12 protein-coding genes and 1 pseudogene are annotated in these 15,826 nt (G+C 64.5%); 2 read left to right on the forward strand and 11 right to left on the reverse strand.

All coding sequences use genetic code 11. The features are described 5' to 3' along the window. Positions 1-41: 41 nt before the first annotated feature. The 7 genes from J2W49_RS19145 to J2W49_RS19175 all read right to left on the reverse strand — a co-directional run bounded on the left by J2W49_RS19145 (position 42) and on the right by J2W49_RS19175 (position 7,626). The gene (locus J2W49_RS19145) at positions 42-1,652 is read right to left on the reverse strand and encodes an MFS transporter (RefSeq protein ID WP_310320097.1); all 1,611 of its coding nucleotides are present in this window, start codon (positions 1,650-1,652) and stop codon (positions 42-44) included. A 409-nt stretch (positions 1,653-2,061) separates the two neighbouring features. Further along, positions 2,062-3,066: a transketolase family protein gene (locus tag J2W49_RS19150; RefSeq protein ID WP_310320099.1), complete on the reverse strand. Its 1,005-nt coding sequence runs from the start codon at positions 3,064-3,066 to the stop codon at positions 2,062-2,064. Next, positions 3,063-3,917 (reverse strand): transketolase, encoded by an 855-nt coding sequence (locus J2W49_RS19155; RefSeq protein WP_310320101.1) that lies wholly within the window; start codon positions 3,915-3,917, stop codon positions 3,063-3,065. The genes J2W49_RS19150 and J2W49_RS19155 overlap by 4 nt, the downstream gene beginning before the upstream one ends. Before the next feature lie 40 nt (positions 3,918-3,957). Continuing rightward, on the reverse strand, positions 3,958-5,217 hold the full coding sequence (locus tag J2W49_RS19160) for a TRAP transporter large permease (RefSeq protein ID WP_310320103.1): 1,260 nt from the start codon (positions 5,215-5,217) through the stop codon (positions 3,958-3,960). Positions 5,218-5,234: 17 nt separating this feature from the next. Then, complete coding sequence (locus J2W49_RS19165) at positions 5,235-5,762, reverse strand: TRAP transporter small permease (protein ID WP_310320105.1); 528 nt, start codon at positions 5,760-5,762, stop codon at positions 5,235-5,237. A 77-nt stretch (positions 5,763-5,839) separates the two neighbouring features. Beyond that, entirely contained in the window at positions 5,840-6,832 is a 993-nt protein-coding gene (locus tag J2W49_RS19170; protein WP_310320107.1) for a TRAP transporter substrate-binding protein, read from the reverse strand. A 44-nt stretch (positions 6,833-6,876) separates the two neighbouring features. Next, on the reverse strand, positions 6,877-7,626 hold the full coding sequence (locus tag J2W49_RS19175; RefSeq protein ID WP_310320110.1) for an SDR family NAD(P)-dependent oxidoreductase: 750 nt from the start codon (positions 7,624-7,626) through the stop codon (positions 6,877-6,879). A 124-nt stretch (positions 7,627-7,750) separates the two neighbouring features. Between J2W49_RS19175 and J2W49_RS19180 the strand changes: the two genes are divergently transcribed. Continuing rightward, positions 7,751-8,635, forward strand: coding sequence for a LysR substrate-binding domain-containing protein (locus J2W49_RS19180; RefSeq protein ID WP_310320112.1), 885 nt, complete (start codon positions 7,751-7,753; stop codon positions 8,633-8,635). Between the two features lie 536 nt (positions 8,636-9,171). On the opposite strand, the gene J2W49_RS19185 is transcribed toward J2W49_RS19180, so the two are convergent. Genes J2W49_RS19185 through J2W49_RS19200 form a run of 4 tightly spaced genes read right to left on the reverse strand, consistent with a single transcriptional unit; the run spans position 9,172 to position 15,645 of the window. After that, positions 9,172-9,798: a Rossmann-fold NAD(P)-binding domain-containing protein gene (locus J2W49_RS19185; RefSeq protein WP_310320113.1), complete on the reverse strand. Its 627-nt coding sequence runs from the start codon at positions 9,796-9,798 to the stop codon at positions 9,172-9,174. Further along, entirely contained in the window at positions 9,795-12,887 is a 3,093-nt protein-coding gene (locus J2W49_RS19190; protein WP_310320115.1) for an efflux RND transporter permease subunit, read from the reverse strand. The genes J2W49_RS19185 and J2W49_RS19190 overlap by 4 nt, the downstream gene beginning before the upstream one ends. After that, positions 12,884-14,017 (reverse strand): efflux RND transporter periplasmic adaptor subunit, encoded by a 1,134-nt coding sequence (locus J2W49_RS19195; protein ID WP_310320117.1) that lies wholly within the window; start codon positions 14,015-14,017, stop codon positions 12,884-12,886. Before J2W49_RS19195 ends, J2W49_RS19190 begins: the two co-directional genes overlap by 4 nt. Next, complete coding sequence (locus J2W49_RS19200) at positions 14,014-15,645, reverse strand: efflux transporter outer membrane subunit (protein WP_310320119.1); 1,632 nt, start codon at positions 15,643-15,645, stop codon at positions 14,014-14,016. Before J2W49_RS19200 ends, J2W49_RS19195 begins: the two co-directional genes overlap by 4 nt. A gap of 1 nt (position 15,646) precedes the next feature. Between J2W49_RS19200 and J2W49_RS19205 the strand changes: the two are divergent. Next, positions 15,647-15,810, forward strand: a pseudogene (locus J2W49_RS19205) (IS5/IS1182 family transposase); the annotation flags it as partial. Positions 15,811-15,826 lie beyond the last annotated feature (16 nt).

The following is a 15,826-nucleotide window of genomic DNA, read 5'->3' on the forward strand; positions in this document are numbered from 1 at the left end:
AACTGCGCGACCAGTCCACATACTGGCCACCCGTTCGGCGATCACGCTGACGCGTTCTTTCGAGACACCGCGTCCTGAATGTCTTCCAGACGGCGTCCGCGCGTGTCGATGCCGCTCCTGAGCAACATGAAAGCCGAGATCGTCAGCGGTATCGCAATGAGCGCGGCCGACACCGCAATACTGCTGAACACCCCGAGCACGCCAAAGCCCGCACCGAGAATGCCGCCCAGTTTGGAGCTGGCGGCGATCATGCCTGAGCCGGTTGCGCGCAGATGCACGGGATAGATTTCTGCTGCATAGGGAATCAAGATGGCAATGACACCACTGGCGCTGACCAGCAATAGCGCAGTGGCGATCACCATAGCGGTCACCGATTGTGTTCCCGTCGCACTCATCACCACAAACGCCAGCAACGTCAGGGTTGTCATTGCGATGAACAGCACCAGCGTCTTGATGCTGCTCCAGCGGTGGTACAGCAGGATCACCAGCGCAATGCCAGGCAAGGCGAGAAACGCAGAGCGTGCCAGCAACGCACTGGCTGTGCTCGCATCCATGCCCATTTCGCGCAAATTTGTTGGAAGCCAAAGCAGGAATCCGAAGTTGACCAGTCCCCATGCAACACCGCCGACGATCAGGCCGTAGCTGATGCCGGCATGGTCGCCGCGCAACAGTTGCCACATGCCTGTGGTTTCTCGCGGTGCTCGTGGGGTCGCAGACTGCGGTTCGGCACTCGTTTCCTGATCAATGACGCCAGAAAACTTGGCCAGCACCGCGCGCGCCTGGTTGTTCAGTCCGGCATTGGCCAGGAATCGCGGTGACTCTGGAATGAAACGGTCCAGAAATATGATCAACGCACCTGTAGGCAAACCCAACAACCAGAGTGCGCGCCAGCTGAACAGCGGTTCAAGTACGCTGGCAGCACCGGCGGCCACCAGGTAGCCAGCCGATGTACCGATGCCGCCAAGTGCGACCAGCAGCCAGCCGCGATGGGTAGCCGGGATCATCTCGGCCATCAAGGTAAAGGTGATCGGTAGCAGACCGCCGGCAGATGCGCCCATCAAAAAGCACATTGCCAGATTCCATTCAAACGAAGGCATTGCCCCGCAGATGGCGGTGCCGATAAACATCAGCGCGGACAGAAGAATGGCCGCGCGCCGACCGAAGGTATCGGCTAGGTAGCCCCACACGATCGACCCCACCGTGGTGCCGGTCAGGGCTACCAACGGCAAATAGCCGGCGAGTTCCTTGCTGATGCCGTACTCGAGGGTCATGCCCGGCATGACGAAGCCCAGCGTTGCCGGCTTCATCACGTCGACGGTCAGCGCGATGATCAACACGATGACCAGCTTCCAGTGTTCGCGGTTCAGTGCTACGCCATCGGCAATGTGAAAGTGAAGCGGTGAGTTGCCATGCAGGTTCTGCTGCATCTGATCAAGCCGCGGCATCAGGCCGTAAGCGGCAAACATCAATCCGATCGGTATCAGTCCCATGCCGACCAACATCGCCGTATCCATCGGCATACCGGCCATTTGGTAACCCATGTCTGCGGCACAGACAAACATGGGGATATGCGACAAAACACCCGCGATGATGGCAGCGCAACCCAGCCAAAAGGCAAACGGGTGATGAAACGAAAGGCCGTTGGAGGACATTTGTTTGTTTATTTATAACGGTGTGATAGCCCGCACGTCCTGAGCTTTTCGTGGTGTTCGGCTGCGCACAGCGCAACAGAGCCAAAAATTCATCGGGCCGGAGCGAGCGGTAGCTTAACGTGGAAGCTGCTCGCCTCTTGCGAGGGCGGTTCGAAACATGCCGCCGTCACTCAGCCCTGCGCCGGTCGCACCGCCCAACAGCCGCTTCCTGGCAGTCCGCGCCTAGCCGCAGCCGCAGCCGACGAGGACTGCCGCTGCACTGCTGCCCCTAAGTTAAGCAAAGTCGGTTCCAGGCTGGGTGCAGCCCCTCGCACTTTCAGCCCGAAGGACAGCAATCCGCTGGGAGCTGCCACCCATAGATTGAGACCGCCCATCACCGACGGATGAACTGAGCGGGCTCCAGATACGTTTAGCCAAGCCAGCCCTTGATCCTCATTGACAAAGCTTCAGAGCTGATGCCGTACCGGTCGTGTAATGTGGGCAGGGCGCCGGCGTCCAGGTAGGCGTCGGGCAGGCCGGCCAGGCGAAAACGTGCGGGCGCCACGCCGTTCTGCAGCAGGCAGCTGGCCACGGCCTCGCCCAGGCCGCCGACGACCGAATGGTTCTCGGCCACCACCAGCAGGCGCGGCTTGCGCAGCACCTCGGCGAGGATGGTCACCTCGTCCAGCGGCTTGATTGTCGGGCAGTGCAGCACGGCAACGCCGATGTTGTCGGCCTGCAGCGCCTTGGCCACCTCCAGCGCGCGCATGGTCATGAAGCCGCTGGAGATGATGAGCACCTCGTCGCCGTCCACAAGGCGCTTGGCCTTGCCCAACTCAAAGCTGTAGTCGTATTCGTCCAGCACCAGCGGCACGTTGCCGCGCAGCAGGCGCATGTAGACCGGGCCGTTGTGCGCGGCCATCTGCGGCACGGCCTGTTCGATGTCGAGCGCGTCGCAGGGGTCGACGATGGTCAGTCCGGGGATGCCGCGCATCATCGCGATGTCTTCGGTGGCCTGGTGGCTGGGGCCGTAGCCGGTGGTCAGGCCCGGCAGGGCCAAGCACATCTTCACGTTCAGGTTTTCTTCGGCGATCACCTGGTGGATGAAATCGTACGCGCGGCGCGTACCGAACACGGCATACGTGGTGGCGAACGGGATCAGTCCTTCCTTTGCCATGCCGCCGGCCGCGCCCATCAGCAACTGTTCGGCCATGCCCATCTGGTAGAAGCGCTCGGGGTAGGCCTGTGCGAACAGGTGCAGGTCGGTGTACTTGGCCAGGTCGGCGGTCATGCCCACGATGTCGGGGCGGTTGGCGGCGAGCTCCACCAGGGCCTTGCCGAACGGCGCGGCCTTCACACGCTGCCCCTCGCCCGCGATGGAGGCGATCATGGCGGAGGTAGTCAGGCGCGGTTTCTTCTCAGCGACGGTGTTCATGCGGCGGCTCCTTCGGGGGCGTTCTGGTCGAGGATGGCGAGGGCCTGCTGCCACTCGGGCGGGTCGACACGGATGAAGTGGTTCTTGTCGCGTGTTTCGAGGAAGGGCACACCCTTGCCCATCAGCGTGTTGAGCAGGATCACGCGCGGCTTGGCTTCTTTCAGATGGCGGGCGGTTTCGAAGGCGGCCAGCACGGCGGCCAGGTCGTTGCCGTCGATGCGCTGAACGTGCCAGCCGAACGCGGCCCACTTGTCGGCCAGCGGCTCGAAGCCCAGCACCTTGCTGCTGGGGCCGTCGGCCTGCTGGTTGTTGATGTCGACCAAGCAGATCAGGTTGTCCAGCTGATGGTGCGCGGCCGACATGGCGGCTTCCCACGTCGAACCTTCGTCCAGCTCGCCGTCGCTCATGCTGTTGTAGACGAAGGCGGGGTTCTGCTTTTGCTTGAGCCCCAGCGCCATGCCAACGCCGATGATCAGGCCCTGGCCCAGCGAGCCACCAGAGATCTCCATGCCCGGCGTGTAGGTGGCCATGCCGCTCATGGGCAGGCGACTGTCGTCGCTGCCGTAGGTTTCGAGTTCGTCCTGTGGGATCACGCCTGCTTCGATCAGCGCTGCGTAGTGCGCGATGGCGTAGTGACCGTGCGATAGCAGGAAACGGTCGCGGCCTTCCCATTGGGGGTTCTGCGGTTGCAGGTTGAGTGCATGGCCGTAGGCCACGGCCAGCACGTCTGCCCAGCCCAGGGCCTGGCCGATGTAGCCCTGGCCCTGAACCTCACCCATGCGAAGGGCGTAGCGGCGGATGCGATGGGCGCACCGGGCCAGCGCCGGCAGTTTGTCTGCAGCGGAAGTCATGGAAATCTCCTATGTGAAAGCGGAAGGGGTTGCGCCGAAATCAGCGAAGGATGGCGCCCGGCACGTAGGACACGAGAGCCAGAACGAGGAACGCCACCAGATAGAAGGGGCCCATGGCGCGCACGGTCTCACCCACCTTGACCCGGGCGAGCGAGCTGGTGATGAACAGCGTGGTGCCCACCGGTGGCGTATACAGACCGATGGCCAGGTTGACCACCATCATGATGCCGAGCTGGATCGGATCCATACCGATGCTCTGTGCCATGGGAAGGAACACCGGTGTGAGAAGCAACACGGCCGCAGGCAGATCCAGGAACATGCCGATGAACAGCATCATCAGGTTCATGAGCAGGATCACCATCCAGACTTCACCCACGTTGTCCTGTACCCATTGCGCGATGTGCTGGGGCATCTGGTCAAAGGTGAGCAGCCAGCCGATGGCGGCCGAAGCCATGATCACCAAGAGAACCACACCCGTGGCCACACCCGCCTCCAGCACCGCATGATGCAGCCGCTTGAAGCTCAGATCGCGGTACATCAGGGCAGAGACCAGGCCGGCGTAGAGGGTCGAGAGGATGGCCACTTCAGTCGGCGTTGCAAACCCGAAACGCAGGAAGATCACGATCAGAACGGGCAGCGCAATCGCCGGAGCCGAGTGCAGGAGGTTGCGACGGAACGCAGCGCGGTCGCGGGGGGCGGTTTCACGCGGCAGGTTGCGCCGCTTGCCCACCCACCAGCAGGCGAACATGAAGCCGCCGCACAACAGCAGGCCAGGCAGCACGCCGGCGAAGAACAGCGCCGCGATCGACGCGTTGGCACTCAGCGCAAACAGGATCAGCGGAATCGACGGCGGGATGATGATGTCGATCGTTGCCGCCGAAGCCAGCGACGCTGCGGAAAACGCCATCGGATAGCGAAGTTTGCGGTGCCAGGGCATCACCAGCCCGCCAATGGCTGCAGCATCTGCCACGGCTGAGCCCGATACGCCGCCGAACATCGTCGAGGAAAGCACGTTGACCTGCGCAGGGCCGCCATGCCAGCGCCCCACGGTGGCAGTCAGCACGCCGATGATGGCCTGGCCAAGACGGCCGCCCATCATGAGGGCACCGGTGAGCATGAAGAAGGGAATGGCGATCAGAGGGAAGCTCTGCACCTGCGCCACCATCTGCTGAACCAGCAGGTCCAGCGGGATGCGGTCGCTGCTGGCGGCGGCCGCCATGGCCGCGATCAACAGCGCGTGCGCGATGGGCACGGCCGCTACTGCGCCGCAAAGAAATACAAACAGAATGAGTGCGCTCATGACATTCTCCGACGGGGTTACCAGTGCACTTCCTGGGGATCGACCGCCGCGCCTGGAGAGGGTGCGCTACGCGACTGGAAAACCCGCCAGGCCGACTGCAGTGCCAGCAGCGCCAGCATCACCATGCCGCCCATGACGCAGCCGTAGGTGACCGAGCCGGGCACCTGCAGAATCGGCGACTTCTCGTCGTGCACGATCTCCAGCATGGAAAACGTGGCCCACGCCAAGGTGCCATACAGACCGGCCACAACGAGCCAGCCGAGCACACCGATGACACGGCGCATGGTGGGCGGCACAGCCTCCACCAGGAACACGGTGGCAATGTGCGCGCCCTTTTCTGCGGCGAGCACCACACCGGCCATCACCAGCCAGGGGAACAGCAGTTCGGGCAGTTCATTGGCCCACTGCAAGCTTGAACCGATGGCGTAGCGCAAAACGGTGTTGGCCGTGAGGATCAGGAAGATCACCGCTGTGGTCAGCCACAGCACCAGGCTGCAGATGGCCACGACGGCGCGATCCAACGGGTTGCGTTGCACGGTTTGCATGAGAGTTCTCCAGGGCGCCGCATCGCGCCTTTGTCAGGGCGCGATGCGACGCAGGCAGGTGGATCGGACGGGTGCGCTCAGTTGGCCCGAGCGGCCGCGAGCACCTTCTTGACGTACGGGCCGATTGGGCCTGACGTCCATTTGTCGTCCACCGCGCCAGTGGCCTTGGCGAAGACCGCTTTGTCCACTGTGGTCACCTGCACGCCCTTGGACTTGAGGTCGTCCAGCAGCTTGTCATCCGCTTCTTGCGACATCTTGCGTTGCAGAGCCGTGGCTTCAGCGGCGGCCTCCTGCACGACCTTGCGATCCGCTTCGGACAAGCGATCCCAGGTGCGCTTGCTCATCAGGAAAGGCGTCATCTGGAACATGTGGCTGGTCAGCGCCAGGTGTTTCTGCACTTCGTAGAGCTTGCTGGCGTGGATGTTCACCAGAGGGTTCTCCTGGCCGTCCACCACGCCTTGTTGCAAGGCCACGTAAAGCTCTGCGAACTTGATCTGTTGCGCCTCCGCCCCCAGAGCCTGCATGATGTCCACCAGGACCGCGTCAGGTGGTGTGCGCATCTTCAGGCCCTTCATGTCCTCCACCTTGGTGATCGGGCGCTTGCTGTTGGTCATGTGGCGGATGCCGTTGTCCCAGTACCCCAGCACAACCATGCCCTTGTCGGCCGACTTCTGCGCCAGCTCCTGGCCCAGCGGGCCATCCAGCAGCTTGAAGGCCTGAGCCGGCGTGGAGAACATGAAGGGCATGCCAAAAGCAGCGTACTCTGGCACAGCCACCGACACGGCACCTTGCGAGTTGGTGCTCATGTCCAGCGCGCCGGTGCGCAGGGCAGTCACCATGGCGGCGTCATCGCCCAACTGACCGGATGGCGCCACTTGTACCTCGATGCGGCCGGCCGATTTGGCCTTGACCACTTCAGCGAACTTGACAGCCGCTTCATGACGGGGATTTCCCACAGCGGCGCCATGCCCCAGGGTCAGTTTGGTGGCCTGGGCCTGGGCCGCCAGGGGAAGTGCGGCGGCGAGTGCGCAGGCGGCGAGCAGGGTGCGGGTAAAGGTCTTGCGTTGCATGGATTTGTCTCCTATGGATGGTTTTGTGGTGGGAGGGAAAGCAATCAGTGAATCAACATCCCGCCATTCACGTCGAGCGTGATGCCGGTGCAGTAGGTGGAGAGGTTGCTGGCCAGGAACACGCAGGCCCCTGCGATGTCGTCGGCGCGACCCAGGCGTGCCAGCGGAATGGTCTCGGCAATTTCCGCCTTCTTCTCTTCGGTGAGTTTGCCTTTGATGATGTCGGTGCCGATCAGGCCGGGTGTGATGCAGTTGACCCGGATGTTCTCAGGGCCGAATTCACGCGCCATGGCGCGTGCCAGCCCAAGCACGCCGGCCTTGGCGGCCGAGTAGTGCGGGCCCCCGAAGATGCCACCCCCGCGCTGTGCAGACACAGACGAGATGCAGACGATGGAGCCGCTTTGTTGCGAGCGCATGGTAGGCAGCACCGCTTGTGACATGTAGAGCGTGCCGCGCAAGCTCACGTCGAGGATGCGGTCGTAGTCGGCGCCGGTGATCTCCAGTGTTTTCACTGGCTGCGTGAGGCCAGCGTTGTTGACCAGGGTGTCGATGCGGCCGAAGGCCTTGAGCACGGCGGCGACTGCAGCTTCGCATGAGCCCTTGTCGGTCACGTCGGCCACGATACCGATGGCCCCACCGCCCAACTGAGTGGCGGCAGCGGCCGGGTCGGCGCGCTCCAGGTCAAGGATGGCGACCCTGGCCCCCTGTGCAGCCATCAGGCGGGCGGTGGCGAAACCCAGACCATTGACGCCGGCGCCGCCGGTGATGATGGCCACATTGTCTTTGAGCAGCATGAATCTTGTCTCCAGTGGTTTGAACAGTGCTGGGATCGAATTCTCAAAGCCACCCATGCTGATGACAAGCGATAAAAGGTCAGCGTAAGATGACAAATCATCACTCAACATGAGGGTTCACCCCATGTCCGCTTTACCCCCAATCGCCAACTTGCAAGCCTTTGAGGCTGTGGCCCGGCGCCGCAGTTTTGCGCTGGCTGCGGTCGAGCTGCACCTCAGCGCCTCGGCCATCAGTCACCAGGTCTCGCGGCTCGAATCGCACCTGGGCGTGCGCCTGTTCGAGCGCAGCGCGCACGGCGTGCGCCTGAGCCCTGCGGGCGAGCACTACCGACTGCATGTGGGCGCGGCGCTCAACGCCATCGCCGCTGCCACCGACGACCTCAAGCAGGGCATCCGCAACAGCCTGTATGTGCACTCGGCGCCAAGCATTGCCAGTCTCTGGCTCATGCCGCGGTTGCACCGCTTCGCGCAGGCCTATCCGGACATCTCGCTCAACCTCTCTGCAGCCCACACGCCCAGCGACTTCGCACTGGGCCAAGCGGATATCGACATCCGCTACGGCATTCCGCAATGGGGCGATCTGGTGGTGGAGCCGCTGTTCGAGGAATCCATCCTGCCGCTGGTCAGCCCCGCATTCATCAAGGCGCACAAGCTCAAGCGCGTGGAGCAGTTGCTGGAGCTGCCACTGATCCAGAGCAATGTAAGCATCGTGCAATGGTCCGACTGGTTCGGCCGCTTCACAAAGCTGCGTGCGCCGGACCGATTTGCGCTGCGTTTCGATCGGGCACAGATGTCGCTGGACGCCGCCACACAAGGGTTGGGCGTGGCACTGGAGAGTGCGATGAATGCGGGCGGGCACCTCACCGACGGCAAACTCAAGGCGCCGTTCGGCATGGAGCAGGCCATTCGCGTCAAGGCGCATTTCGCCGTCTACCCGGAGCGCCACGCCAAGCGTCCTGCGGTCGAAGCTTTTTTGTCGTGGTTACATAACGAGGCTGCAAAGACCTGACGGAATTATTTCCTGACACCGGGATTGATAGCCCCCATCAGACTGGATGCAGCCGCTCAGATCCTGAGGTGTCGGGCACGGTCGTGGGCTACATGCTGGCGAAACTCGTCAAGTCCAAGGTGCGCAAGCCTCCTGGTTGGGATTTCAGCTAATCAGTCTTCAGCCAAAATTTGGCTCCCGCTGCTGGCGGCGGGGGGAACTCCATCGCCAAAGCGGTCGTGCGCTGCGCCGCAGCGACACCCGTCTCTTGGGGTTGGGCCGGGGCCGCGATCAGCATCTGCCACGCGACGGCTCAGGCACGGGCCGGTGGGTCCGCACGGTGCATGACCTGACGCAGAAAAGAGGGTGATCTCCTGCTTCGCGGCAGATGCCCTTGGCGACGGGCCGGTGGCGTAGGCCATCCTGCCTTATGCACCTCCGCTGGGTTTGTATGATGAGCTCGTGAGGGCAAGAAGATCCTGATAGTCGTCAGTATTGCACTGCGGGCCATAGGGGTGTCGGCATTTTCTTATCTGCAACGCGCGACGACGACGCTGTCACCCATTGTCGGCATCAAGCTGATGAAGCATCCTCGTGGCGACGTGAACGGCCAGCGCTCGCTGGTCGTCGAGCATCTGTTTTCCAGCACCGACCACGAGTTGCGCGCCGAAAAACAGTAGTTGCGTCCTTTGCGCCGCCAGTCGACCCTTCAGACCATCGGCCAGCAGCCACTCCGCAAGGGGTCGCGCGTTTGTGGACGCCTTGGTGGCCGAGAGCTGCTCGTGGAGCACGCTCATGACGTTGACAATCGCACCCCCGCCGTTGGCCGCAAGCACTGGCGCGACCGCATCGATCACATTCAGGGTGCGGCCCACGGTCGGCCCTTGCGGATGCAGCGTCAGCGGGTCCGAGCCTTCTTGTGGAGATTCGATGCTGTGATCGGCCACCAGGCAATTGACGAGCAGGGTGACGTCGGTCAGGTCGCGCGCGATCGTTGCGGCGCGCGCCTGCTTGCCGATGTACACGAACAATGGGACCGTGCGAGACAACGAAATTTCGCAGCTTTCCAATGGCGCGTCTGCGTAGACCTTGGACACACCCCTTACGAGCAGTCCCCGCACAACCGCTGCACCCATGGTACTGTCGGCGCCGATGACCAGCGCGACGGCTCCCTCAAGCCTCATGCCAGACTCATCTCAGAGGAGGCGGCCTCTGGCAATGCGTGGTCGCGTCGCACGCGGAACCAGGCAGCATACAGGGCTGGCACGAAGACCAGCGTCAGCGCCGTAGCCACCACCAGCCCGCCCATGATGGAGATTGCCATCGGTCCCCAGAACACGCTGCGCGTGAGTGGGATCATGGCCAGCACCGCAGCAGCGGCCGTCAGCACAACCGGGCGGGAGCGCCTGACCGTCGCATCGACGATGGCCGTCCACGGCGCCACACCGCGCCCGATGTCCTGGTCGATCTGGTCGACCAGGATGATCGAGTTGCGCATGATCATCCCGCCCAGCGCGATCACGCCCAACAGGGCAACGAAACCGAACGGCGCCTGGAAGATCAAGAGCGCCGGCACGACGCCGATGATCGCAAGCGGCCCAGTCATGAACACCATGAACAGGCGTGAGAAACTCTGCAGCTGGATCATCAGCAGCGTCAGCATCACGGCGAACATCGCGGGGAAGACCGCGAACAGCGCCGCGTTGGCCTTGTCACTCTCCTCGATGGCGCCGCCCTCTTCGATGCGGTAGCCCGCAGGCAGGCTGTCCATGATGGGCTTGAGCGACGGCCGGATCTGCGCCGTGGCATACGGGCCCTGCACGTCATCCACGAGGTCGCTGCGCACGGTGAGCGCCATATCGCGGTTGCGCCGCCAAAGCACTGGCTCCTCGAAACTCGGCGCGATGCGCGCGAGCTGCGACAGCGGCACCGTCACGCCACTGCGCGAGAAGACCTGCAAGTCACCAATCTGGCCGATGCCTTTGCGCTCTTCCGGCGTGGCCCGCACGACGACGTCGATCAGTTCCTCGCCGCGCCGGATCTGCGTCACCGGCGCACCGTCCAGCGTGGTCTGCACCAGGCCCTGGATGTCGGCGCTGGTGAGACCCAGCTGGCGAGCTTTGTCCTGGTCGACCTCCACCTTCACCGAGCGCACCTGCTCGTTCCAATCAAGCTGCGTGTCTCGCACTAGCGGGCTGCGCCGCACCACATCGCGCACGCGATAGGCGATGTCGCGCACCACGGCCTCGTCGGGCCCGATGACACGGAACTGGACCGGAAAGCCTACCGGCGGTCCGAACTCCAGCCGCGTTACCCGCGCCTTGACGTCAGGCAGTGCCTCGTCCTTGTCGAACAGCGCCGTGAGTCGGGCACGCACACGCTCGCGCTGCTCGATGCCGGCTGTCTTGACAACGACCTGGGCGAAGCCTGGGTTCGGCAGCTCGGGCTGGATCGAGAGGTAGAAGATGGGCGTGCCGGCGCCGGTGTAGGCGGTGAAGAACTCGACGTCGGGGTCCTTCGCCAGGACACTCTCCAGCACCTTGACCTGACGCTCCGTCGCCGCGAACGACGCGCCTTCGCGCAGCCGCAGTTCGACCAACAGCTCCGGTCGGGCGGCGGTCGGGAAGAACTGCTGCTGCACCGTCAGCATGCCGGCACCGGCGGCGCCGAGCAGCAGCACAGTGAAGCCCAGCACGACGAAGCGGCGCTGCACAGCCCAGTCGACGACGCGGCGCAGCCGGTGGTAGACCGGCCGGTCGTACACGTCGTGGTGCGTGCCCGAGCCCAGCTTCTTGGGCAGTAGCATCACGCCCAGGTAAGGGGTGAAGACCACCGCCACCAGCCACGACAGGATCAGCGCGACGCCCACTACCCAGAAGATGCCGCCGGCGTACTGGCCGGCAATGGACTTCGCGAAGCCAACCGGCATGAACCCTGCGGCCGTGATCAGCGTGCCGGTCAGCATAGGGAACGCCGTGGAGGTGTAGGCGTAGGTGGCGGCCTGCAGGCGGTCCCAGCCTTGCTCAAGCTTCACTACCATCATCTCCACCGCGATGATCGCGTCGTCGACCAGCAGGCCTAAAGCGATGATCAGAGCGCCAAGCGAGATCCGGTCGAGGTTCCACCCCGCCGCGTACATCACGGCCGCGACCAAGCCCAGGACCAGCGGCACCGATGCCGCCACGACGATGCCGGTGCGCCAGCCCAGGAACAGGAACGAGACCGCCAACACGATCGCCAGTGCCTCCAGGAAGACGCGCTCGAACTCCCAGATCGAATCCGCCACCACGCGCGGCTGATCGGCGTACTGCTGAATCTCCACACCGACCGGCAGCTCCTGGCGGATGTGCGCCATGCGCACCTCCATGGCCTGGCCGAACTCGGTGACGTTGCCGTTGGATTTCATCGACACGCCGATGGCCAGCACCGGTACACCGTTGTGGCGGATGGTCAGGCTGGGCGGATCCTCGTAGCCGCTGCGCACGGTGGCGATGTCGGCCAGCCGGAGCAGTTGGCCGCCGATCTCGATCGTCACGTTCGAGACGTCCTGCACGCTGTCGACCCGGCCGTCGACCCGGACCTGCACGCGGTCGTGCGTGGTGTCAGCCGATCCTGCTGGCGCCACCAGGTTCTGCCGCGCCAGCGCATCGAAGACGACCGAAGGGGGGATGCCCAAAGCGGCCAGTCGCCGCGTGGAGACCTCGACGTACACGCGCTCGGCCTGCTTGCCCAGCACGTCGACTTTGCCGGCACCGGGCACGCTCTGCAGGCGACGCTTCACGTCTTCAGCGACTGTCAGCAATTCGGCCATTGAGAGCTCGGGTGCGCTCAACGCATAGAGCACGCTGTAGCGGTCGCTGTACTCGTCGTTGAAAAACGGGCCGCGCACGCCTTCGGGGAACTCCTGGCGAACGTCGCCGATCTTCTTGCGCACCAGGTACCAGGCCTTGTCCAGCTCTTCCTTGCTGCTGCCACCCTTCATCCACAGCGTGATGCCGCCGTAGCCCTGGCGCGCAAAGCTGCGCACGTAATCGAACTGGTCCAGCTCCTGCAGTTTGCGCTCGATGCGGTTGAGCACCTGGTCCTGCACCTCCTGCGCGGTGGCACCGGGCCAGACGACGATGGCCGTCATCTGCGGCACCTCGAAGGTCGGATCCTCCAGGCGGCCGAGGCGGCTGAACGAGAACGCGCCGACGACCAGCGTCAGGATGATGAGGAACAGCACCATCGGCTGGTGCGTGACCGCCCATTCGGAAAGGTTGAAGCGTTTCATGAGCTGCTCTTCACCATCGTGCTCGCGGTGGCTTCGGCAGCGCGTTCGATGGCGCGCACCACCGTCCCGGCATCAAGCTTCTGGGCGCCAACCGTCACCACACGGCTACCCTGGGCCAGGCCAGTGACCTGCACTGTGCTGTCGTCGATGGCGAGCACCTTGACGGGCGTGAACACGAGGCCCGATCCCTGGGCATTCAGGGTCCAGACGCCCTCGGGGCCGCTGCCCTTGAGCAGCGCGCTGACAGGCAGCGACACCGTGGCTGGCCCCGCCTGGGGCGCCGACAGGGTCAGCTGCACCGTGCTGCCCAGTGGAAGTGTCGAGAGCTGAGCGCGTGCGTCCTGCGTTGCGGCGAAGCGGGCGCGGTAGGTGCGGCCGGGGTTGCTCGCTTGCGGGGAGAGTTCGCGCAGTGCGACATGCATCCGGGCCTGGGGTTCTGCCCAGGGCGCTGCCGTCGCCTGCAGCTGGCGTGCGCGGCCCACCCAGTCCTCGGGGAGGTCGACCACTACTTCCCTGTCTCCATCGCGCGCCAGCGAGAGCACCGGTTGGCCCTCTGGCACCACCTGACCCCGCTCGAAGCGGATAGCGGTGACGACGCCGGCATAGGGCGCCACCAGCGCGGCATAGCCTTCGCGGTTGCGTGCCAGGTCCAGCTGTCGCCGGGCCTGATCGAGTCGGGCTGCGGCGGCGTCGGCACGGGCCTTCTGGCGTTCATGGTCGGCGGCGCCCACCGAGCCGTCGGCCAGCAGGCGACCCAACCGCCCCTCATCGGACGCCGCCTGTTGGGCATCGACCGTCGCCGCCTGCACCTGGGCAACGGCGGCCTGGACGGCCAACTGATAGTCGGCCGGGTCCAGCCGCGCCAGCACCTCGCCGGCCTTCACGTGGCTACCTATTTCGACGAGCCGCACAACCACCTTGCCACCAGTGCGGAAGGCAAGGTCGCTTTCGACGCGCGCGCGCACGGTCGAAGTGAAGCTGCGGTTCTGGGGTGTAGGTGCTGAGGTGACTGTGGCCACGAAAACCGGCCTGACGGCCGCCGGAAGCACGGGTGGTTCACTGCAACCGGCGAGCAACAGGCTCGCGGCTGCCAGGCTGGTGAGCGAGAGGGTGGTGAGGATGTGGTTCATTGGGGAGTCCTTGCGGCAAGAGGCGTTCTGGTGGCATCGGTCTGGGCCAGGGAGAAGCCCCCGCCCAGGGCCTTGAAGAGCTGTATGTCGGCCATTGCCCGCTGCAGGCTGCTGTCCGACAGAGCCAGCTCGCTGGCCAAGACCGAGCGCTGCACGTCTAGAAGCACGAGTAGGTCGATCTGTCCTTCGCGCTGCAACGATTCGGCGCGCCGCAGCGAGCGGCGACGGTGTTCGACAGTGAGCGCGAGCGCAGCGTTGCGCTCGGCCTCCTGCGAGCGCACCAGGAGGCTGTCCTCAACTTCCTGCACCGCCACCAGCACCGACTTCTGCCAGGCCAGCAAGGCCTCTTCGGCCCGCGCCGACTGCGCCAGGATGCCGGCATCGATGCGCCCGGCGTTGAAGATCGGCGCAGCCAGGGCCAGCGCCACATTGGAGAAGTGAACCGGTGCGAGGTCCAACGCGTTCAGCCGCAGGTCCTGCCGACCCACCAGTGCGCTAAGGAACAGCTTGGGCCACCATTGCGCGCGAGCTTCGGCGCTGCGCAGCGCTTCGGCGGCGACTCGGGCCTCTGCGGCGGCGAGGTCTGGCCGGCGCCGCAGCAGCTCGCTGGGCTGGCCCGTGGTGATGGCCCGCGCCTTCGGCCATGCAAAGGTGTTATCGGCGTGGACGACAGGGGTTGACGGGTTGCGGCCCAGCAGCACCGCTAGCTTGGTGTGCGTGGTGCCGACAAGCAGTCGCAGCGCGGGCAGCTGGGCGTCCAGCGCATCCGCCTCGGCGCGTGCACGGTCCAGGTCGAAGGCGCTGGCCTGGCCCTCTCGCCAGCGGCTTTCCACCCGGACTGCGGTCTGGCGCTGCGCGGCCACGAGGGCTTGCATGATGCGCAACCGCTCTTCGGCACTGCGCAGCACGAAGTACTGCCGAGCCACTTCGCTAGCCACCAGCAGACGGGCCCCATGGACGCCCGCGACCGCGGCAAATGCATCGGCCTGCGCCGCATTGCGCGCTGCCCGCGCGCCGCCGGCAAGGTCGATCTCCCAGGCGAGGTCCAGACCCGCGCGCAGCGCACGCATATCCGGAAGGCCCTGCTTCACCGACACGGGAACCCCGCTCTGGCTGCGTGATGCCGCCGCCTGCACGCCGATCGTTGGCCACAACCGGGAGGCCTGCGCGTCGGCCCCCGCGCGCGCCTGCCGGACGCGCTGCAAAGCGATGGCAACATCCTGATTGGCGGACAGGGCCTCGTTCACGAGCTGCGGCAGCGTGGCGTCCCCGAAGCCGTCCCACCAGCTATCGCCGAGGCCGGATGCGACGGAGGAGGAGACTGCCTCGTTCGAGAAGCTGGCTGCGAGCGGCACGGACGGGGAGTGCGCGTGAGGCACTGGCGTAGAGCATGCGGCCAGGAGCAACACCGATGAAGCGGCCGCCGAAGTAAGCGTCATGGGAGAGTGTTTCATTTTATGTACCTTCGAGTACATTAATGGTATCCACAATAAATGGACTGTCAAGTACATAAACGTGAAGGAATGACAAATGTGGGACGTCGCCTTGCAAGCGGGCAAGCGCAGGGCGCTGGACATGAGCAGCGAACTGGCACGCGCCGACCGTGTCGAGCAAATCAATGCCAACATCTGAGCCAAGGTCGAACACCCACTTAGCGCAATCAAGCGACAGTTCGGTCGCACCAGGGTGCGTTTCACGACTTGATCAAGAACACCGCACGGCAGACGACGCTCTTCCGGCTCAGCAGCCTGTGGATGGCGCGCCGGCAACTGAGGCTGCGAGCATTGCCTTAGCGCGCCATTAATCGCT

Source organism: Hydrogenophaga palleronii, from assembly GCF_031457455.1.
Lineage (GTDB): Bacteria > Pseudomonadota > Gammaproteobacteria > Burkholderiales > Burkholderiaceae_C > Hydrogenophaga > Hydrogenophaga palleronii_A.

Coding starts and splice junctions, on each gene's coding strand:
- J2W49_RS19145 (WP_310320097.1), bottom strand. CDS start 1,652: ATGTCCTCCAACGGCCTTTCGTTTCATCACCCGTTTGCCTTTTGGCTG.
- J2W49_RS19150 (WP_310320099.1), bottom strand. CDS start 3,066: ATGAACACCGTCGCTGAGAAGAAACCGCGCCTGACTACCTCCGCCATG.
- J2W49_RS19155 (WP_310320101.1), bottom strand. CDS start 3,917: ATGACTTCCGCTGCAGACAAACTGCCGGCGCTGGCCCGGTGCGCCCAT.
- J2W49_RS19160 (WP_310320103.1), bottom strand. CDS start 5,217: ATGAGCGCACTCATTCTGTTTGTATTTCTTTGCGGCGCAGTAGCGGCC.
- J2W49_RS19165 (WP_310320105.1), bottom strand. CDS start 5,762: ATGCAAACCGTGCAACGCAACCCGTTGGATCGCGCCGTCGTGGCCATC.
- J2W49_RS19170 (WP_310320107.1), bottom strand. CDS start 6,832: ATGCAACGCAAGACCTTTACCCGCACCCTGCTCGCCGCCTGCGCACTC.
- J2W49_RS19175 (WP_310320110.1), bottom strand. CDS start 7,626: ATGCTGCTCAAAGACAATGTGGCCATCATCACCGGCGGCGCCGGCGTC.
- J2W49_RS19180 (WP_310320112.1), top strand. CDS start 7,751: ATGTCCGCTTTACCCCCAATCGCCAACTTGCAAGCCTTTGAGGCTGTG.
- J2W49_RS19185 (WP_310320113.1), bottom strand. CDS start 9,798: ATGAGGCTTGAGGGAGCCGTCGCGCTGGTCATCGGCGCCGACAGTACC.
- J2W49_RS19190 (WP_310320115.1), bottom strand. CDS start 12,887: ATGAAACGCTTCAACCTTTCCGAATGGGCGGTCACGCACCAGCCGATG.
- J2W49_RS19195 (WP_310320117.1), bottom strand. CDS start 14,017: ATGAACCACATCCTCACCACCCTCTCGCTCACCAGCCTGGCAGCCGCG.
- J2W49_RS19200 (WP_310320119.1), bottom strand. CDS start 15,645: ATGTTGGCATTGATTTGCTCGACACGGTCGGCGCGTGCCAGTTCGCTG.